The sequence below is a fragment of the Dyella solisilvae genome, from assembly GCF_003351225.1.
GTDB lineage: Bacteria > Pseudomonadota > Gammaproteobacteria > Xanthomonadales > Rhodanobacteraceae > Dyella > Dyella solisilvae.
Genome location: NZ_QQSY01000001.1, coordinates 1,487,109 through 1,506,193, shown reverse-complemented (window position 1 = coordinate 1,506,193; position 19,085 = coordinate 1,487,109). Strand labels below are relative to the sequence as shown.

Annotated in this window: 19 protein-coding genes; 8 read left to right on the top strand and 11 right to left on the bottom strand. The window is 63.4% G+C overall.

Annotated features, from left to right (window positions below; genetic code table 11):
* Window positions 1–125: 125 nt before the first annotated feature.
* Together DVT68_RS06590 and DVT68_RS06585 are read right to left on the bottom strand one after the other, a co-directional pair.
* Window positions 126–758, bottom strand: a complete 633-nt coding sequence (locus DVT68_RS06590; protein WP_114824182.1) for an HAD hydrolase-like protein — start codon at window positions 756–758, stop codon at window positions 126–128.
* On the bottom strand, window positions 758–1,936 hold the full coding sequence (locus tag DVT68_RS06585) for a phosphoglycerate kinase (RefSeq protein WP_114824181.1): 1,179 nt from the start codon (window positions 1,934–1,936) through the stop codon (window positions 758–760). The genes DVT68_RS06590 and DVT68_RS06585 overlap by 1 nt, the downstream gene beginning before the upstream one ends.
* Before the next feature lie 136 nt (window positions 1,937–2,072).
* Between DVT68_RS06585 and maiA the strand changes: the two genes are divergently transcribed.
* Window positions 2,073–2,738: a maleylacetoacetate isomerase gene (gene maiA / locus DVT68_RS06580; RefSeq protein ID WP_199535968.1), complete on the top strand. Its 666-nt coding sequence runs from the start codon at window positions 2,073–2,075 to the stop codon at window positions 2,736–2,738.
* 82 nt (window positions 2,739–2,820) lie between these two features.
* Here maiA and DVT68_RS06575 read toward each other — a convergent pair whose 3' ends face one another.
* Entirely contained in the window at window positions 2,821–3,936 is a 1,116-nt protein-coding gene (locus tag DVT68_RS06575; RefSeq protein WP_199535967.1) for a PilT/PilU family type 4a pilus ATPase, read from the bottom strand.
* 83 nt (window positions 3,937–4,019) lie between these two features.
* Here DVT68_RS06575 and DVT68_RS06570 point away from each other — a divergent pair, with 83 nt between their 5' ends.
* Window positions 4,020–4,595, top strand: a complete 576-nt coding sequence (locus tag DVT68_RS06570; protein WP_114824179.1) for a DUF4398 domain-containing protein — start codon at window positions 4,020–4,022, stop codon at window positions 4,593–4,595.
* A complete protein-coding gene (locus DVT68_RS06565; RefSeq protein WP_114824178.1) occupies window positions 4,592–5,221 on the top strand; it encodes a hypothetical protein in 630 nt (209 codons plus the stop codon). Before DVT68_RS06570 ends, DVT68_RS06565 begins: the two co-directional genes overlap by 4 nt.
* On the opposite strand, the gene DVT68_RS06560 is transcribed toward DVT68_RS06565, so the two are convergent.
* The gene (locus tag DVT68_RS06560) at window positions 5,209–5,442 is read right to left on the bottom strand and encodes a hypothetical protein (RefSeq protein ID WP_147281678.1); all 234 of its coding nucleotides are present in this window, start codon (window positions 5,440–5,442) and stop codon (window positions 5,209–5,211) included. The two genes, DVT68_RS06565 and DVT68_RS06560, sit on opposite strands and share 13 nt — an antisense overlap.
* A gap of 201 nt (window positions 5,443–5,643) precedes the next feature.
* On the opposite strand from DVT68_RS06560, the gene DVT68_RS06555 reads away from it, so the two are divergent.
* From DVT68_RS06555 to glmS, 3 genes are all read left to right on the top strand, one after another.
* Window positions 5,644–5,871, top strand: coding sequence for an HP1242/YdcH family protein (locus tag DVT68_RS06555; RefSeq protein ID WP_114824176.1), 228 nt, complete (start codon window positions 5,644–5,646; stop codon window positions 5,869–5,871).
* A 165-nt stretch (window positions 5,872–6,036) separates the two neighbouring features.
* A complete protein-coding gene (locus DVT68_RS06550) occupies window positions 6,037–7,407 on the top strand; it encodes a pyridoxal-phosphate dependent enzyme (RefSeq protein ID WP_114824175.1) in 1,371 nt (456 codons plus the stop codon).
* Between the two features lie 132 nt (window positions 7,408–7,539).
* Entirely contained in the window at window positions 7,540–9,369 is a 1,830-nt protein-coding gene (gene glmS / locus DVT68_RS06545; protein ID WP_114824174.1) for a glutamine--fructose-6-phosphate transaminase (isomerizing), read from the top strand.
* A gap of 329 nt (window positions 9,370–9,698) precedes the next feature.
* On the opposite strand, the gene DVT68_RS06540 is transcribed toward glmS, so the two are convergent.
* A protein-coding gene (locus DVT68_RS06540) for an IS3 family transposase (RefSeq protein ID WP_425477442.1) occupies window positions 9,699–10,774 on the bottom strand; the annotation gives its coding sequence in 2 pieces (ribosomal slippage) (window positions 9,699–10,516 and window positions 10,516–10,774; 1,077 coding nt in all).
* A 537-nt stretch (window positions 10,775–11,311) separates the two neighbouring features.
* Window positions 11,312–11,470: a hypothetical protein gene (locus tag DVT68_RS20530; protein WP_199535966.1), complete on the bottom strand. Its 159-nt coding sequence runs from the start codon at window positions 11,468–11,470 to the stop codon at window positions 11,312–11,314.
* Between DVT68_RS20530 and DVT68_RS06535 the strand changes: the two genes are divergently transcribed.
* Window positions 11,469–12,812, top strand: coding sequence for a phosphohexomutase domain-containing protein (locus DVT68_RS06535; RefSeq protein ID WP_199535965.1), 1,344 nt, complete (start codon window positions 11,469–11,471; stop codon window positions 12,810–12,812). The two genes, DVT68_RS20530 and DVT68_RS06535, sit on opposite strands and share 2 nt — an antisense overlap.
* 101 nt (window positions 12,813–12,913) lie before the next feature.
* On the opposite strand, the gene DVT68_RS06530 is transcribed toward DVT68_RS06535, so the two are convergent.
* Genes DVT68_RS06530 through rfbB form a run of 5 tightly spaced genes read right to left on the bottom strand, consistent with a single transcriptional unit; the run spans window position 12,914 to window position 17,752 of the window.
* A complete protein-coding gene (locus DVT68_RS06530) occupies window positions 12,914–14,326 on the bottom strand; it encodes a mannose-1-phosphate guanylyltransferase/mannose-6-phosphate isomerase (protein ID WP_114824172.1) in 1,413 nt (470 codons plus the stop codon).
* 6 nt (window positions 14,327–14,332) lie between these two features.
* The gene (gene rfbD / locus DVT68_RS06525; protein WP_114824171.1) at window positions 14,333–15,268 is read right to left on the bottom strand and encodes a dTDP-4-dehydrorhamnose reductase; all 936 of its coding nucleotides are present in this window, start codon (window positions 15,266–15,268) and stop codon (window positions 14,333–14,335) included.
* On the bottom strand, window positions 15,265–15,822 hold the full coding sequence (gene rfbC, locus DVT68_RS06520; protein WP_114824170.1) for a dTDP-4-dehydrorhamnose 3,5-epimerase: 558 nt from the start codon (window positions 15,820–15,822) through the stop codon (window positions 15,265–15,267). Before rfbC ends, rfbD begins: the two co-directional genes overlap by 4 nt.
* The gene (gene rfbA / locus DVT68_RS06515) at window positions 15,819–16,706 is read right to left on the bottom strand and encodes a glucose-1-phosphate thymidylyltransferase RfbA (RefSeq protein ID WP_114824169.1); all 888 of its coding nucleotides are present in this window, start codon (window positions 16,704–16,706) and stop codon (window positions 15,819–15,821) included. Before rfbA ends, rfbC begins: the two co-directional genes overlap by 4 nt.
* Window positions 16,703–17,752, bottom strand: coding sequence for a dTDP-glucose 4,6-dehydratase (gene rfbB / locus DVT68_RS06510; protein WP_114824168.1), 1,050 nt, complete (start codon window positions 17,750–17,752; stop codon window positions 16,703–16,705). The genes rfbA and rfbB overlap by 4 nt, the downstream gene beginning before the upstream one ends.
* Before the next feature lie 162 nt (window positions 17,753–17,914).
* Here rfbB and DVT68_RS06505 point away from each other — a divergent pair, with 162 nt between their 5' ends.
* On the top strand, window positions 17,915–19,081 hold the full coding sequence (locus tag DVT68_RS06505; protein ID WP_114824167.1) for a cystathionine gamma-synthase: 1,167 nt from the start codon (window positions 17,915–17,917) through the stop codon (window positions 19,079–19,081).
* Window positions 19,082–19,085 lie beyond the last annotated feature (4 nt).

The following is a 19,085-nucleotide window of genomic DNA, read 5'->3' as shown; positions in this document are numbered from 1 at the left end:
CCTGGTGGACGCCGCCCCCTCTGCGACGGCTTGCGCAGGATGCCAGCCAGCCCTCGCCGGTGACAGTGGCCCCGGCGGGCGGCGTTCGCGGCGGCCCGCCAGTGCTGGCGGGCCAGAGTCATGGATCAGGCTGAGAGAAGCGCGGTGAGGTCTTGGGGCGTTGCCGCCATGGCGTGCGCGCCGGCCTTCTCCAGCTCCGCGCGGCTGCCGAAACCCCACAGCACGCCGACGCCGCGCACGCGGTTGGCCACGGCGCCGTCGATGTCGAAATGACGGTCGCCGATCATCGCGGTGTCTTCGGGCTTCGCGCCGAAATCGGCCAGCGCTGCCGCGATCATGGCGGCCTTCTCGCTGTGCGGGCTCGACGGATGTGGCCCGTACAGACGGCTGAACGCGCCGCCGAACGGCAGGTGCTCGATGATCGGGCGTGCGTGCCGCTCGGGCTTGCTGGTGACCACCGCCAGTTCATGGCCGGCGGCCTTGAGCTGGCCAATCATCGCCTCGATGCCCGGATACACCGTGTGCTCGCGCCAGCCGATGGTGTGGAAGCGCTCGTGGTAGTGCTCCACCGCTTGCTCGATGCGATCGTGGTCGTGCTCCAGCAGCGGCGCGAAGCTGTGCCGCAGTGGCGGACCGATCCAGTGGCGCATCTCGGTCGGATGGGGCACGCCCAGCTGCGTCAGCGCATGGCGGACGCAGCCGAGGATCCCGACTTCCGAATCGATCAGGGTGCCGTCGAGGTCGAACAGGCAGAGCATTACTTGCCCGCGCGAGCCTTGAGGGCCGCCACGGCCGGGAGTTCCTTGCCTTCGAGGAATTCGAGGAAGGCGCCGCCACCGGTGGAGATGTAGGAGACGTTGTCGGCGATGCCGTACTTGTCCACCGCCGCCAGGGTGTCGCCACCGCCGGCGATGGAGAAGGCCGGAGACGTCGCGACGGCGCGCGCCAGGGTTTCGGTGCCATGACCGAAGGCGTCGAACTCGAACACGCCGACCGGGCCGTTCCACACCACCGTGCCGGCCTTGGCGATCATCTCGGCGTAGCGGCGGGCGGTCTCCGGGCCGATGTCCAGGATCATCTCGCCGTCCTTCACTTCATCGACCGCCTTGACGGTGGCCGGGGCATGGGCGGAGAACTCCGGCGCGACCACCACGTCGACCGGGATCGGCACGTCGGCATTGCGGCGCTTGGCGTCGGCGATGACCTTCTTGGCCGCCTGGATGAGGTCGGGCTCGTACAGCGAGTTGCCCACCGAGTAGCCCATCGCCGCGATGAAGGTGTTGGCGATGCCGCCGCCGACGATCAGCTGGTCGACCTTGCCGATCAGGTTCTCCAGCAGGGTGAGCTTGGTGGACACCTTGGAACCGGCCACGATGGCCAGCAGCGGGTGGGCCGGGTGCTCCAGCGCCTTGCCCAGCGCGTCCAGCTCGCCCGACAGCAGCGGACCGGCGGCGGCCACCGGGGCGTACTTGATCACGCCGTGGGTGGAGGCCTGGGCGCGGTGGGCGGTGCCAAAGGCGTCCATCACGAAGATGTCGCAGAGGGCGGCGTACTTGCGGGACAGGGCCTCGTCGTCCTTGCCTTCGCCCACGTTCATGCGGCAGTTCTCCAGCACCACCACTTCGCCATCAGCGACGTCGACACCGTCGAGGTAGTCGGCCACCAGGCGCACCGGCTGGCCGAGCTTGTCGCTCAGCCACTTGGCGACGGGGGCGAGCGAGGATTCGGCGTCGAACTGGCCTTCCTTCGGGCGACCCAGGTGCGACAGCACCATCACCTTGGCGCCGGCGTCGCGGGCGGCCTTGATGGTGGGCAGGGAGGCGTCCAGGCGCTGGGTGGAGGTGATGTGGCCGTTCTCGATCGGCACGTTCAGGTCTTCGCGGATCAGCACGCGCTTGCCGCGCAGATCAAGATCGCTCATGCGGGTAACGGACACGGGGAACTCCCTGGCTTGGATTCGTGGATGGGGCGCCATTCGGCGCAAGCCGCGTATTGTCCCGCCCGGTACGCAGCGATGCAAACCGGCGCGCAGGTATCCTAGGAGGCTGATATTTCCCCCGGAGGACACGGCCATGGGCCAGGATCTGGTGTTGTACGGCTACTGGCGTTCCAGCGCCGCTTATCGCGTGCGCATTGCCCTCAATCTCAAGGGACTGGATTACGAGTCGCGGCCGGTGCACCTGATCAACAACGGTGGCGAGCAGCATGCGCCGGAGTTCCAGGCGTTGAATCCCCAGGAGCTGGTGCCTTGCCTGGTCGACCAGGGCCGCGTGCTCACCCAGTCCATGGCCATCATGGAGTACCTGGATGAAACCCGGCCGACTCCGGCACTGCTCCCGGCCGACCCGGCCGGCCGGGCGCGGGTGCGCGCGCTGGCCCAGGTGGTCGGCTGCGACATCCATCCGCTGGGCAACTTGCGCGTGCTGCAGCACCTGGTGACGCAGTTCGGCGCCGACGATGCGGCCAAGGGCGTGTGGTCCAGGCATTGGATCGGCCTGGGCCTGCAGGCGCTGGAAACCATGTTGGCCGGCAACGTGGCCACCGGTCGCTTCTGCCACGGCGACAGCCCGAGCATGGCCGACGCCTGCCTCGTGCCGCAGGTCTACAACGCCGTGCGCTGGAAGATGCCCATGGACGATTACCCGACCATCCGCCGCATCCATGAGGCCTGCCAGGCGCTGGACGCCTTCCAGCGGGCCGTGCCGGAGGCGCAGCCGGATGCACCCAAGGGAAGCTGAGGAGTGAGTGGAGAGGAGTGAGAAGTGAGAGGCGGGCCGTGCCTTCTCTCGTTTCTCACTACTCCATCGTCACTTCAGGCCCTTAAAACCCGAGCCCGTACGGGTCGTTGCCCGCCAGTTCCATGCTTTCCGTGTTGCCGCCCTCGGACAGGCGGATCTTGAGCGCCAGGCCGTCGCGCGAGTCGGCCTTGTTGAGCGCTTCGTCCAGCTCGATGCGGCCTTCCTTGTACAGGCGGTACAGCGACTGGTCGAAGGTCTGCATGCCTTCCTGCAGGCTGCGGTCCATCGCTTCCTTGACGTCGTGCACCTGGCCACGGCGGATCATGTCGCGGATCAGCGGCGTGTTGAGCAGCACTTCCACCGCTGGCAGGCGGCGGCCGTCCTTGCCGATCACCAGGCGCTGGCTGATCACCGCGCGCAGGTTGAGCGCGAGGTTCATCAGCACGTTCTTGTGCGCCGATTCCGGGAAGAAGTTGAGGATGCGCTCCAGCGTCTGGTCGGCGTTGTTGGAATGCAGGGTGGCCAGGCAGAGATGGCCGGTTTCGGAGAACGCGATCGCCGCTTCCATCGTGTCGGTGTCGCGGATCTCACCGATCATGATCACGTCGGGCGCCTCGCGCATCGCGTTGCGCAGGGCCTCGTGGTAGCTGTGCGTGTCCAGGCCGACTTCGCGCTGGTTCACGATCGACTTCTTGTGGCGGTGCAGGTATTCGATCGGGTCCTCGATGGTGAGGATATGGCCCGAGGAGTTCTGGTTGCGGTGGTCGATCATCGCCGCCAGGGTGGTCGACTTGCCCGAGCCGGTGGCGCCCACCACCAGGATCAGTCCGCGCGGCTCCATGATCAGCTCGCGGAAGATGGTCGGCAGCTGCAGCTGGTCGATGCTGGGGATCTCGCTCTTGATCGCGCGGATCACCATGCCCACCTCGCCGCGCTGCTTGAACACGTTGATGCGGAAGCGGCCGGCTTCCTTCACCGCCAGCGCCATGTTCAGTTCCAGGTCGCGTTCGAACTGCGGTACCTGGCCCTCGTCCATCAGCGAGTAGGCAATCTTCTTGACCATGCCGCTCGGCAGGCCGGTATTGCCCAGTGGGTAAAGCTTGCCCTCGACTTTGATGTTCACAGGGGCGCCCGTCGTCAGGAACATATCCGACGCGCCCTTGTCAACCATTAGCTTGAGGAAGTAACCAATGTCCACTCGAATCCCCTAATTTCGCGCGCATTGCTAAAGTCGATTATGCCCGCCCACAATACGCTGTGACACTCCGAGAGGACTGAGTGATGGTGCACACCTTTTTCCCGCTGTCAGGCCGCCGTAGGGCTGGCCAGGTAGCGGTTTCGACCCTGATGCTGGCGGCGACGCTGGCGCTTTCCAGCTGCGCCTCCACCCCGCCGCCGGACGGGGCCATGAACCAGGCGCAGGTACAGCTACAGGCGGCCCGCGACGCCGATGCCGCCGTATACGACCCGATTGACCTGGGCAACGCCCAGGACAAGTTCCAGCAGGCCCAGAGCGCCATGGCCAAGCGCGACTACGACGTCGCGGCCCAGTTGGCCGAAGAGGCGCGGGCGAGCGCCGAACTGGCGCGCGCCAAGGCCCGCCTGGGTACGGCCCGCACCCAGATCCAGAACAAGACGTCAGCCAACCAGCAGTTGCGCGACCAGATCGACCAGTCGCTGGCTGACCAGCAACAGCAGGACCAGGGGCAGAACGCCGGCCAGCCCCCGCAGCAGACCACCGACATGCCGGCTCCGCCGAGCTCGGCCCTGGGTGAGCCGATTCCCCAGGGTCAGGGCTTCCAGACCATTCCCCAGAACCCGCCCCAGTCGACCACTGACCAGGGAGGCCACCCATGAAATCCTTGACCTACCGACTTTCGTTCCTGCTGCTGGCGGTGGCTGCCGCCGGCGTCGTCCACGCCAAGGACGACATGGACGTGGCGCGCCTCAACAACAGCCTGGATCAGCTCGCCGCCGATCCGGCGCTCGGCGGCAACGCCCAGGCCGAGCAGCTGCGCGCCCGTGAGGCCGTGAACCAGCTCGCCAACGCCCGCTCGCGCGATCGCGCCCATGCGCTCTACATGGCCGAGCGCCGCGTCGACCTGGCGCGTGCCTCCGCCGAGCTGCAGCAGGCCCAGCTGCAGATCAACAAGCTCGACCGCGAGCACGACCAGATCCAGCTCGACGGCAGCCGCCGCGAGGCGGATATGGCGCGCCGCGAGCTGGAGCGCCAGCGCCTGCAATACCAGATGGCGCAGGAGGAGGCCGCCCGTCAGGCCGCGGAAGGCGCCGAGGCGACCGCCCAGGCCCAGGCCGAGGCCGCCCAGGCCAAGAAGCTGGCTGCAGCCCAGGCCAAGGTGGCCAATGCGGCCAAGAAGCAGGCCGAGCTGGCGGCTCAGGCGGCCAAGCTGATGCGCACCCAGATGCAGCAGGGCGATACCGGCGCCGCTGCCGACAGCGCGTCGAAGGATCAGGGCAAGTAAACGACCCTGGCGCAGTTTGTCGCACTCAGCACGTCGCGAAGGCCGGCCGGTTCCACCCGCCGGCCTTCGTCGTTTCCGGCCTCGGCGCCCAGCCATGCGGCCCGCCGGACGCTTTGTTCAAGACCCGGAAAGCCGTTGTTGGAATCGTGCAAAAGACTGTTCCGGCAGCTTTCGGCCAACCGCGGTTCGCGGGCGTCCCAGGCCTTTTGTGACGCTTGCATGACCCTTTCCTCGGGAGTAGCGTCGGCCTTCCAGGGGGCAGCTCCGCCGCCTGGGTCACCGACCTGAATCATGCACTCATCCTTCCCCTTCATTGCGCTCCATGGCCCGGTCAAACGGCATGGATCGCGGACGTGTGCATGTTCATCGTCAGCAGTCGCCTTCCCCGGGCGCCTGCCGTTCTCTCCAGAGGAGGTTCGATCATGTTTGAAAACCAGCAGCGTGATGATGTCGAAGCTTTGATGAAGGCCGATGCGGAGTTTCGTCGGCTGTACCAGCACCATCAGGAGCTCGACAGCAAGGTGCACGACGCCGAGATCGGCGTGCTTCCCATCGATGACATGACCTTGTCCGGCATGAAGAAGGAGAAACTCCACGCGAAGGAGCGCCTCCAGCGCATGTGGGACAGTCGCGCGCACCGCATCAACTGAACCTGCGAGGTTTCGCATGAACGCGGCCCCGGGGCCTCCCGTCAAGGGAAGGTTTCCGGGGCCGCCGTCGTTTTGGGGGCAGGGGAGCCGTCAGCGCCGCTCGGTTATGATCGACCTCCCTTCCGGTCGCCGCGATGCGCCCGGGGCTTACAGCAAGGAGTCCCCATGACGGTCCACCAGAGTGTCCTCGAACTGATCGGACGTACCCCGACGGTACGCGCGCAGCGCCTGGATGTCGGACCGTGCGAGCTGTTCCTCAAGCTGGAAAGCGCCAACCCTGGCGGCTCGATCAAGGACCGCATCGGCTTGTCGATGATCGAAGGCGCGGAGAAGGCGGGCAAGATCCGACCGGGTGACACCCTGGTCGAGGGCACCGCCGGCAACACCGGCCTCGGCCTGGCCCTGGTGGCGCAGCAGAAGGGTTACCGCCTGATCCTGGTGGTGCCGGACAAGATGAGCCGGGAGAAGATCTTCAACCTCAAGGCCATGGGCGCCGAGGTCGTGCTGACCCGCTCGGACGTGGCCAAGGGGCACCCCGAGTACTACCAGGACATGGCCGAGCGCATCGCTCGTGAAACGCCCGGCGCCTACTTCATCAACCAGTTCGGCAACCCGGACAACCCGGCGGCGCATATCGCCACTACCGGCCCCGAGATCCTCGAGCAGCTGGACGGCAAGGTCGACGCCATCGTCGTGGGCTGTGGCTCGTCGGGCACGCTGAGCGGCCTGTCCAAGTACTTCGCCCAGCATTCGCCGAACACCGAATTCGTGCTGGCCGACCCGGTCGGCTCGATCCTGGCCCAGTACATCAACGAGGGCACGCTCTCGACCAAGTCGGGCAGCTGGATGGTGGAAGGCATCGGCGAGGATTTCCTGCCGACCATCAGTGACTTCACCCGCGTGAAGAAGGCCTACGCCATCCCCGACAAGGAGAGCTTCCTGGCGGCGCGCGAACTGCTGGCGAAGGAGGGCATCCTCGGCGGTTCCTCCACCGGCACCCTGCTGGCCGCCGCGTTGCGCTACTGCCGCGAGCAGACCAGCTCCAAGCGCGTGCTGACGCTGGTATGCGACACCGGCAACAAGTACCTGTCGAAGATGTACAACGACTACTGGATGCTCGACAACGGCTTCATCGAGCGCGAGCAGCATGGCGATCTGCGCGACCTGTTGCTGCGCCCGTTCGCCCAGCGCGACACGGTGGTGGTGGGGCCGAAGGAGTTGCTGATGACCGCGTACACGCGCATGAAGCTGTACGACGTGTCGCAGCTGCCGGTGATGGACGGCAATCAGCTGGTCGGCATCCTCGACGAATCGGACGTGCTGATGCACGTGCATGCGGACGAAGCCAGGTTCCGCGACGCGGTCGCCACCGCAATGATCACCAACCTGCAGATGCTGGACGTGCGCTCGCCGATCGAGTCGCTGCTGCCGGTGTTCGACCGGGGGCATGTCGCGATCGTGGTTGATGGCGAGCAGTTCCTGGGTCTCATCACACGGATCGATTTGCTGAACTACCTACGACGCAAGGTGCATTGATCGGCGTGGGGCGATGTGCCAACGATGGAACGTCGCCCATCCTTCGCCATGAAAGCTTGTTGAAATTGCGCGCGTCCAAAGTCGCAGCCCGCGATCGAGTGGTTCGCGCCCAGTTCGAAGGAGTAACAGCTTATGTGTGGAATCGTTGCTGCCGCCGCCCAGCGTGATGTGGCGCCGCTGCTTATCGTCGGACTCAAGGCGCTGGAATACCGCGGGTATGACTCCGCTGGACTGGCCGTGCTCGATCGCGGCGAGATCCATCGCGTACGCGCCAAGGGCAAGGTGCGCGAGATGGAGTCGCTGTACCTGGCCGATCCGTTCCCCGGCAGCACCGGTATCGCCCACACGCGCTGGGCGACCCACGGCGTGCCGAATGAGGCCAATGCCCATCCGCACATGGCCGGCAGCGTGGCGCTGGTGCACAACGGCATCATCGAAAACTACGCCGCCTTGCGTGCTGACCTGCAGGCGCGCGGCCACGAGTTCACGTCGGAAACGGACACCGAGGTGATGGCCGCGCTGATCAACGAACACATGGAATCGGGACTGGGCCTGCGCGAAGCCGTGCTGGCAACGGTGCGCGAACTGGAAGGCGCCTATGCCATCGCCGTGGTGAGCAGCAAGGAGCCGGGCCGCGTGGTTGGCGCCCGCCACGGTGCGCCACTGCTGGTGGGCGTGGGTATCGGCGAGCATTTCCTGGGATCGGATGCGCAGGCGCTGATCCAGGTCACCAACAAGATCATCTACCTCGACGAGGACGATGTCGCCGACATCACGCGCGACAGCGTGGCGATCTACTCGCTCGACGGCGAGCGCGTCCAGCGATCCGTCCACGAAAGCGAGCTTTCGGCCGATGCAGTGGAGCGCGGGGAATTCCGCCACTACATGCAGAAGGAAATCTTCGAGCAGCCCAACGCGGTCGCGGCGACGCTGGAGGCACGCATTGGTCCGCACGGCGTGCTGCCCAGCATCTTCGGCGTGGACGGCGACGAACTGCTGACCAGGGTTCGCGGCGTGCACATCATCGCCTGCGGCACCAGCTATCACGCCGGCCTGGTGGCCAAGTACTGGCTGGAGGAGCACGCGCGCCTGCCGGTGAGCGTCGAAGTGGCCAGCGAATACCGCTATCGCGAAGCCGTGGTGCCCGACGGCACCCTGTTCGTGGCCATCTCCCAGTCCGGCGAAACCGCCGACACGCTGGCGGCGATGCGCGAGTCGCGCCGTCGCGGCTACCTGGGCACGCTGGCCATCTGCAACGTGCCCGAGTCTTCAGTGGTGCGTGAGGCCGACCTCAAGCTGATGACGCGTGCCGGCCCGGAAATCGGCGTCGCCTCCACCAAGGCGTTCACCACCCAGCTCGCGGCGCTTGCGTTGCTGACCCTGCACCTGGCGCAGCAACGGGGCCTCGAGCGGGGGCGCTATATCGACCTGTGCACCCAGCTGCAGCACATGCCGCGGGCTATCGAGAACGCACTCAAGCTCGAACCCCAGGTCATCGCCCTGGCCGAGCACCTGATCCATCGCCAGCATGCGCTGTTCCTCGGCCGTGGCGTGCAGTACCCGGTGGCGCTGGAGGGCTCGCTCAAGCTCAAGGAAATCTCCTATATCCACGCCGAGGCCTATCCGGCCGGCGAGCTCAAGCATGGCCCGCTGGCGCTGGTGGACGAGGACATGCCGGTGATCGCCGTGGCCCCGAACGGCCCCCTGCTGGACAAGCTCAAGTCCAACCTGCAGGAAGTCCGCGCCCGCGGCGGCGAACTGCTGGTGTTCGCCGATGGCGAAGCCAGCCTGGAAAACCACGGCGCCCGCGGCGTCACGCTGCGCATCAACGGCGGCGGCGACTTCATCGCCCCGGCGGTGTTCACCGTCCCCCTGCAGTTGCTCGCCTACCACGTCGCCGTACTTCGCGGCACCGACGTTGACCAGCCGCGCAACCTGGCCAAATCGGTGACGGTGGAATAAGGGCTGGCAGCTGTGACGGCAGAATTGGTAATTGGAAATAGTTGGTCCAACTGGTTAATAGTTGGACCAACTGGGCATCGTGGCGGGCACAATAGTTGATCCAACATGCGGTCAAGTCCTCTCAGGTCGGGTTCCCTTCGATTCGTGGGGATATCCAAGTCCACTGATGAAGATTCCGTATGGCGTGTAACTGACGTTATTTTGTCCTCTAGACCTTCTAATTTCGCCCGTTGCGGTTCTCGCATCTTCTGCGCCTTAAATTGAGCAGCGTCATGCTATGGATGCGACGTCCCCCCGCTTTCAGTAGCGGGACGAATTGGAGCCCGGGGTTACTTTAGCTGCTCGGCGTAGGCGGCGGGCGTCAGCGCGCCCAACGCCTTCTTGCGTCGCTCCTCGTTGTACTCCCGACGCCATGATTCGATCTCCGTGCGGGCGTGAAGCAGACTGGGGAACCAGTGCTCGTTGAGGCATTCGTCGCGAAAGCGGCCGTTGAACGATTCGATATAGGCGTTCTGGTTCGGCTTACCGGGTTCAATCAAACGAAGCTGCACACCACGTTCATGCGCCCAGGTGACCATGGCTCTGCCGCAGAACTCCTTGCCGTTGTCGCTGCGAATCACCTTGGGTAGGCCACGGCTGAGCGCCAGGCGATCCAGCACACGCGTCACACCCGTGCCGGAGATTGCCCGCTCGACCTCGATGACGACCGCTTCGTGGGTGGCGTCATCGACAACCGTCAGGCATTTGATGACGCGGCCCTCGGCGGTCCGATCGAACACGAAGTCCATCGACCAGACCTCGTTGGGTGCCGTCGGTCGGAACAGGGGCTGCCGTTCGCCCGCAGGCACCTTCTTGCGTTTGCGCCGGCGCACCTGCAGCTTCGCGTCCTGATACAGCCGCTCCACACGCTTGTAGTTCACCAGCAGCCCCTCCTGCCGCAGCTTCAGGTAGATCATTCCCACGCCGTAGCGCTTGTGTCGCTGCGCCAAGGCCATGATCCGTTGCCGAAGCGCCATGTTGCGGTCCGGGCGCGTCTCGTAGCGATACGCACTGGCACTCCTGCGCACCACCGTCAGCGCACGGCGCTCGCTCAGTCCTTGGCTCGTCATCTGCCGCACCAGCAGCCGTCGTGCTGGTGCGGTCACCACTTTTTTCGCAGCGCCTCGCAGGTGATCTCAATTTCCAGCATCGACTCGGCCGGCAGCTTCTTCAGCCGCGTGTTCTCGGCCTCCAGTTCCTTCAGCCGCCTGGCTTCAGGCACCGTCATGCCACCGAACTTGCTGCGCCACAGGTAGTACGAGGCTTCGCTGAAACCGTGCTTGCGGCACAGGTCCTTTACCGCCACGCCGGCTTCGGCCTCTCGTAGGAAGCCGATGATCTGCTCTTCGGAAAAACGCTTCTTCACGTCCAATCTCCGTCAGTTGGGGGATTGGACTCCAAATCGCCGTGCTACCCAAAAGCGGGGGGACGTCGAACCGGGGCCATTGATACGCTCGATCAGGAGCTCTTTATTCGAGCGTGGTTTGATTTGAATCCAGTCCTCGACCAGGATGCCGCGAATCCAGCGAACCTTCAGTCGGTCGCGGACGATCTTGGGGGCGGCACCCTGCCTCAGGGACCAAAAGAGCAACCAGGGCGTGCCATGACGACTGTGCGCGCGAAGCTCAAAGCGGAACTCGCCGCCGCACTGCGTGCCAAGCGAGCTGATCGGTGACCACCAAATTCATAACGGAAGATCAAAATACCGATGTACCGGCTATGTGCAGGGCGGCAACGTAGAAGGTCGATGGCACTCTGCAAGTGCTTAGGCATTCTGCAAGTGCGCAACGGACGGGTAACGGCTGAACGCAGGGCGGACGGGAATGGGACCAGGTCGGATTGCCTCGGGCAACACAGACTTTGTTCCCAATTTCCCCTGAACGAGGCGTCAGCAGAGCACGGGCTACTGATTTTTCCCGCCAGCCTGGTTTTGTAACGCATTGATTGTATTAATTAATGCGTTACCGACTTTAATCTTTGCGATCAAGAAGGCCGCGTTCTGGCGTAGTTGGGCGACCAAGGCTATAGAATCCCACGCCCCTTCGTTGCGACGACTGCTCATGAAGTGCTTCAAGGCTTACGACATCCGTGGCCGCGTGCCCGATGAACTCAACGAAGACATTGCCTATCGGTTGGGACGGGCGTTTGCGCGCACAGTGGGTACAGGTGCCGTCGTCGTCGGTTTCGACATCCGTCGTGACAGCCCGGCATTGGCGAAGTCCGTCATCCGTGGACTGATCGACGAAGGGCGCGACGTCATCGATATTGGCTTGTGTGGCACGGAGGAGGTCTATTTCCACACGTTTCACCGGCAGGTGGCCGGGGGCATCATGGTGACCGCAAGCCACAATCCCATCGACTACAACGGCATGAAGTTGGTCCGCGAGGGCGCGCGACCCATCAGTGGTGATACCGGGCTGCGCGACATTGAGAGCATGGTCGAGCGAAATGAGTTTGGTCCGATATCGACCGCGTGCGGCAAGATAACTCACAACCACGATAAATCAGCCTATATCCGCCATCTGCTCGGATACATTGACGCTGAAGCCATGCGGCCCCTCAAGATCGTGGCCAATGCCGGTAACGGTGCCGCCGGTGGGGTAATTGACCTGCTGGCGGCGAACCTGCCGCTGGAATTCATCCGTATTCATCACGAACCAGACGGCAGCTTTCCCAACGGCATTCCGAATCCACTGTTGCCGGAGAACCGGGCCGCCACGGCTGATGCTGTTCGCAGGCATGGCGCGGACTTCGGTGTTGCATGGGACGGAGACTTCGACCGTTGTTTCCTGTTCGATGCGCAGGGTGAGTTCATCGAGGGCTACTACATTGTTGGTCTACTTGCCGCTCAGTTGCTACACAAGCACCCGGGCGCCAAAGTCATTCACGATCCGCGGCTGATTTGGAACACCATCGAGATGGTCAGGCTGGCCGGAGGCGTGCCTATCGAGAGCAAGACTGGCCATGCTTTCATCAAGGAGCGGATGCGGGCCGAGAACGCCGTGTATGGCGGCGAGATGAGTGCCCACCACTACTTTCGTGAATTCGCCTATTGTGACTCGGGCATGATTCCCTGGTTGCTGATCGCCGAGCGAATCTCCAAGACCGCTGTCAGCCTGGCCGACATGCTGGCCGAGCGCATGGCCGCCTATCCGTGCAGCGGCGAGATCAACTTCGTGGTGGAAGATGCAAGGGCCGCTGTCGCAAAGGTGTTGGAACATTTCGCCGGGCAGAATCCATCCATCGAACACATCGACGGCATAAGTGCCGATCTTGGCGTTTGGCGGTTCAATCTTCGCTCATCCAATACGGAGCCGTTGCTGCGCCTTAATGTGGAGTCGCGTGGGGATGCCGAATTGATGAGGGCGAAGACCCGTGAGCTATCCGCCTTGATCCAGCAATGAACAAGGGCCCACATGGGGCCCTTTTCATTCCACTCTCAAGCAATGGCGAGTTGACGGGACGTACTTTGCAGCGAACCCGGCTGGCGATGAGGGTAACGCTCTTATGCGCGTCCGTAGACGTCGTCGAAGCGAACGATGTCGTCTTCGCCGAGGTAGCTGCCTGACTGTACTTCAATGAGCTCGACAGGCACCTTGCCTGGATTTCGCAGCCGGTGCTTGCTGCCCAAAGGCAAATAGGTGCTCTGGTTTTCTGCCAGCAGGAACACCTTGTCATCACACGTGACTTCCGCGACGCCCTTGACGACGATCCAGTGCTCGGCGCGGTGATGGTGCATTTGCAAGCTTAGCGAAGCGCCGGGCTTCACGACAATGCGCTTGACCTGGAAGCGGTCACCGCTTTCCAACGAGTCAAACATGCCCCATGGGCGGCGAACCGCCCGGTGCAGGTCGTGCTCGGTACGTCCAGCGGACTTCAACTCTTCCACGATCTTCTTGACGTCTTGCGAGGCGTCTCGTCGTGCGACAAGCGTGGCGTCCGGCGTGGTGACGACGATGATGTCCTCCAGCCCCACCGTGGCTACGAGATGCCGGTCGTGCGACCGGATGAGGGAGCCCTTGGTGTCCATTGCAATCACGTCACCCTCAAGGTGATTGCCATTGACATCTTTGTCTGCTGCAAGCCAAAGCGCGTCCCATGAGCCGATATCCGACCACTCGCAGCTTACCGGCACGAGGGCGGCGCGGGTGGTTTTTTCCATCACGGCATAGTCAATGGAAACGTTAGGGGCCGAGGAGAACGCTTCCGCATCGAGGCGGACAAAATCTAGATCGGCGATTGCCTTGTCGAAGGCCGCCTGCGCCGCCTGTAGCATGGCTGGCGCGTGCAGGCCGAGCTCTTCCAGATAACGTGAAGCGCGGAACATGAACATGCCCGAGTTCCAGTCATACTCGCCGCTGGCCAAGTAGTGCGTGGCGACGTCCAGCTTGGGCTTTTCCACGAACTGCGCGACCTGGAAGGCCGCGTTCTCCAATGGCTCGCCTCGGCGGATATAGCCAAAGCCGGTTTCCGGGCGGTCCGGACGAATGCCAAATGTCACCAGCCAGCCCATTTCGGCCAGCGGGAGCGCCTTGGCTACGGCGGTGCGGAACGATTCGTTGTCACCGATCAGATGGTCAGCCGGAAGCACGAGAATGATGGCATCGGTGTTGCGGGCCATGGCCTGCATCGCACCGACAGCGATCGCTGGCGCCGTATTGCGGGCCATGGGTTCCAGCAGGATGCTGGCCCCTTCGATCTTCAGCTCCTGAAGCTGCTCGGCGGCCAGGAAGCGGTGGCCGTCGCTGGCAACGACGATGGGGGCCGCCACTTCCTCCAGGCCCATGGAACGCTGAGTCGTCTGCTGGAAAAGCGTCTCGTTGCCCGTGAGGGACAGGAACTGCTTGGGAAGATTCTTGCGGGAAATGGGCCATAGCCTGGTGCCGCTGCCCCCGCTGAGGATAAGTGGGATGAGCATGGCGTCTCAGCCGTGGGAGTGGATGACCGCATCGAGCGTACGTTCCAGGCCTGCCCGCCAGTCGGGCAGGGCATAGCCAAACGTACGCCCAAAGCGGGAGTTGTCGAGCACTGAATAGGCTGGGCGCCGGGCCGGCGTTGGGTACTCGCTGGTGCGAATTGCATGAACCACCGGCGCCCTCGCCAGCAGGCCCCTTTGTGCAGCCTGCTGGAGGAGCGCTGTAGCGAATCCATGCCAGCTGGTCTGGCCGCTGGCGGTCAGATGGTAAGTCCCTTCCAGCGCCTTGCGGCCGTTTGCATCGGCACTCTGCCAGCGGTCGATGGCGGCCAGCGTGCCCTCGACGATCAGCGACGTATCCGTGGGGCTGCCGACCTGGTCCGCTACCACTCGCAGTTCGTCGCGCTCGCCGCCAAGGCGCAACATCGTACGTAGGAAGTTATGGCCTACCGGGGAGTAGACCCAGGCAGTACGGAAATTGAAGTGCGGGGCACCGCTCGCAGCCAAGGCCTCTTCGCCGGCCAGCTTGCTGCGGCCATAGGCACCCGTAGGTGCTACAGCGGCATCTTCGTCATAGGGCTGGCTGGCGTCGCCCGCAAACACATAGTCGGTTGAATAGTGGACCAGCAGTGCGCCATGCGCATGAGCCCAGCGGGCCAGCTCGCCAACAGCCTCGGCATTGATGCGTGTGGCCAACGCCTCTTCCTGTTCCGCGCGATCGACGGCGGTATAGGCGGCGGCGTTGACAATGACGTCCGGGTGTTCGCTGTTCAGTAACGCTTGGAGCGTTTCCGGGGCCGAAAGATCGGCGACCATGCCGCGGCAGCCATCGACCAGGCTGCCGTCACGGCTGGCGGCCACAACCTTGCCGCGTGCTGCCAGGCCGCCGTGGCCCAGAAATGTGCGGCCAAGCTGGCCGTTGGCTCCCAGCAACAGGATCTTCAAGGACGGTACTCCGGCAGGCGATCCTGCGGTACTTCAGCGAGCGCAGGCGCGTTGCGATCTTTGTCCGATAGCAGTGGTTCGCCAATCGGCCAATCGATGCCAATGGCAGCGTCGTTCCAGCGGACACTGCCGTCCGCTTTCGCGTCGTAGAGGTCCGTGCATTGGTAAGAGAATGTCGCGAACTCGGAAAGCACACAGAAGCCGTGGGCGAAGCCCTCGGGAATCCAGAAATGCCGATGGTTCTCCGCGGTGAGCATTACGCCGGTCCACTGTCCGAAAGTTGGCGATCCGCGTCGAATATCCACGGCCACGTCGTAGACTTCCCCCTCCAGGACGCTGACGAGCTTGCCCTGTGGTTGAGGCCATTGGTAATGCAGGCCGCGCAGCACGCCGCGTGCCGAGCGGGACACATTCGATTGCACAAACTTTCTGACAATGCGCGCTTCGCGATACTTCGCTTCGTTGTAGCTCTCGTAGAAGAAGCCACGCGAGTCACCAAACACTTGTGGTTCGATTACGACACAGCCTGGCAGGGACGTTTCGATGAATTTCATCCGACGTAACCCTGCTTGACCAGATTCTGGAGGTATTGTCCGTAGCCCGTCTTGGCGAGTGGCGCGGCAAGTCGCAGCATTTGTTCGGCATCGATCCACTTGTTGACGTAGGCGACTTCTTCCGGGCAGCAGACCTTGAGGCCCTGGCGGTTCTCAATAGTCTGGATGTAATCGCCAGCTTCCATCAGGGACTCATGCGTGCCTGTATCAAGCCACGCATAGCCGCGGCCCAACTGCTCAAGATGCAGCGAATCGTCGTTGAGGTAGCAACGGTTGAGGTCGGTGATCTCCAGCTCGCCGCGCGGCGATGGCTTCAAATTCCTGGCAAATTCAGGTGCCCGATTGTCATAGAAGTACAGTCCCGTCACGGCATAGTGCGACTTGGGCATGGCGGGCTTTTCTTCCAGGCCGACAACCTTGCCGTTGCCATCGAATTCGGCCACGCCGTAACGCTCGGGGTCCTTTACCCAATAGCCAAACACCGTGGCCCCTTGTTCACGGGCCGCAGCACGCTTCATGCGTTCGGTGAGCCCAACGCCGTAGAAGATGTTGTCACCGAGGACCAGGCAACTACCGTTGTTGCCGACAAAATCTCTGCCTATGACAAAGGCCTGAGCGAGGCCATCTGGAGATGGCTGTACAGCATAAGTGATGTTGATGCCCCATTGGCTGCCGTCCCCCAGCAACCGCTGGAACAGGGCTTGTTCGTGCGGCGTGTTGATCACCAGCACGTCGCGAATCCCGGCCAGCATCAGCGTGGCCAAGGGGTAATAGATCATCGGCTTGTCATAGACCGGCAGCAGCTGCTTGCTGATGGCCTGCGTGATTGGATACAACCGGGTGCCGGAGCCTCCCGCCAGGATGATGCCTTTCGTGGTGCTCATGAGCCCAGCCTCTCCATGCGGTAGCTGCCGTCCAGCACGCGGCCGACCCACGGCTGGTTGCTCAGATACCAGTCCACGGTAGCGGCGATGCCACTTTCAAACGTCTGCGTCGGCTTCCAGCCCAGTTCACTCTGCAGTTTGCTGGAATCGATGGCATAGCGCCGGTCGTGGCCGGGGCGGTCCCTGACGTAGGTGATGAGCGATTCGCGTGGGCGACCGTCGGCCAGTGGGCGGTGCACGTCGAGCAGGCTGCAAATGGCCTTGACCACGGTGATGTTTTCACGCTCCGCGTTACCGCCGACGTTGTACGTCTCGCCGATGCGGCCGGCTTCCAGCACGCGGCTGATGGCGCTGCAATGGTCACCGACGAATAGCCAGTCGCGAATGTTCAACCCATCGCCATAGACCGGCAGGGGTTCGCCGGCCAGGGCTTTTTGGATCACCAGCGGAATCAACTTTTCTGGGAACTGGAACGGCCCGTAGTTATTGGAGCAGTTGGTCGTCAGCGTTGGCAGGCCGTAGGTATGGTGGAAGGCACGAACCAAATGGTCAGATGCAGCCTTGGACGCTGAGTACGGGGAGTTGGGAGCATAGGGCGTTTGTTCTGTGAACTTGCCGTCGGCGCCAAGCGAGCCGTAGACCTCGTCGGTGGATACATGGAGGAACCGAAAGGCGGGGCGGGCATCTTCGGCAAGGGCTCGCCAGTAATCGCGGGCACATTCGAGTAGCCCGAGGGTCCCGACCACATTAGTCTCGACGAAGGCGGCCGGACCGTCGATGGAGCGATCCACATGGGACTCGGCGGCAAAGTTGACGATGACGGTCGGCTGATGTTCCCGCAGCAGGCGGGTTACGAGGGTCCGGTCACCGATATCCCCTTGTATGAACGTATGCCGCCCGTTGCCCTGAAGCGAGTGCAGGGTGTCGAGATTCCCGGCGTAGGTCAGTTTGTCCAGGTTGACCACCCGCGATCCTGCCGCGATGGCTTGAAGTACGAAATTGGCGCCAATGAAGCCCGCGCCTCCCGTGACAAACAGCGTCGTCATCAATTTCTGCCTCGATTCACGTCGATGGGGCGGGCATTGTGACATGAGCTTGCAGGTGCCTGTAGCCTGAAGGCGGCACGGTAACGGGCCATTTAGGCAAAAGCACGGGGGGCGGGTAACATGTCCGGTCACATTTGGAACCCACCAGGTCAGAAGCACGCCATGGCCCGAAAGTCAATGGAACGCCATCAGGGGATGGGCACTCGCGCTATCCATGCCGGACAAGCGCCCGACCCCGCTACCGGGGCCATCATGACCCCCATCTACGCGACCTCCACTTATGTTCAGGAGAGTCCGGGCCGCCACAAGGGTTACGAGTACTCCCGAACGCAAAATCCTACGCGCATGGCCTATGAGCGCTGCGTGGCTGCACTTGAGGGCGGTGATGCGGGGTTTGCCTTCGCGTCGGGATTGGCGGCTGCGTCGACGACGCTCGAGCTTCTGGATGCCGGCGACCACGTGATTGCCATGGACGACCTTTACGGCGGCACCTATCGGCTGTTCGAGCGGGTCCGTCGTCGCTCGGCCGGTCTGGACTTCAGCTTCGTGGACCTCAATGATTTCAAGGCATTGAGTGCTGCGTTGAAGCCCAATACGCGGATGATTTGGGCCGAAACGCCCACTAACCCCATGTTGAAGCTGGTCGATCTGCAGAAGATCAGTGCATTTGCCCGCCAGCACGGGCTGATCCTGGTGGTCGACAACACCTTCTGCTCCCCGGTGCTGCAGCGCCCGATCGAGTACGGCGCAGACCTGGTGCTGCACTCGGCCACCAAGTACTTGAATGGTCACTCAGACATGGTTGGGGGCGTCGTGGTGGCCAAGGGCGAGCAGCTGGTCGAACGCATGGGCTTCCTGCAGAACTCTGTGGGCGCGGTGGCCGGCCCGTTTGACTCGTTCCTGGCCATGAGGGGCCTGAAGACCCTCCATTTGCGCATGAAGGCGCATTGCGAAAATGCGCTATTGATTGCCAAGTGGTTGGAAGGGCACGAGGCCATCGAGCGGGTCATTTATCCCGGTTTGAAGAGCCATCCGCAGCACGCCCTGGCCCGTCGCCAGATGCAAGGCTACGGCGGCATTATGAGCGTCGAGGTCAAGGGTGGCCTGAAGCGCGCCCGGCGCGTGCTGGAGCGATGCGAGCTGTTTGCGTTGGCTGAGTCTCTCGGCGGCGTGGAAAGCCTGATCGAGCATCCCGCCATCATGACTCATGCGTCCCTGCCCGCTGCCAAGCGCAAGGCGCTCGGAATCAGTGATGGTCTCATCAGGTTGTCGGTCGGCGTGGAAGACTGCGATGACCTGGTTGCGGAACTCGAGACTGCATTGCGCTGACTCG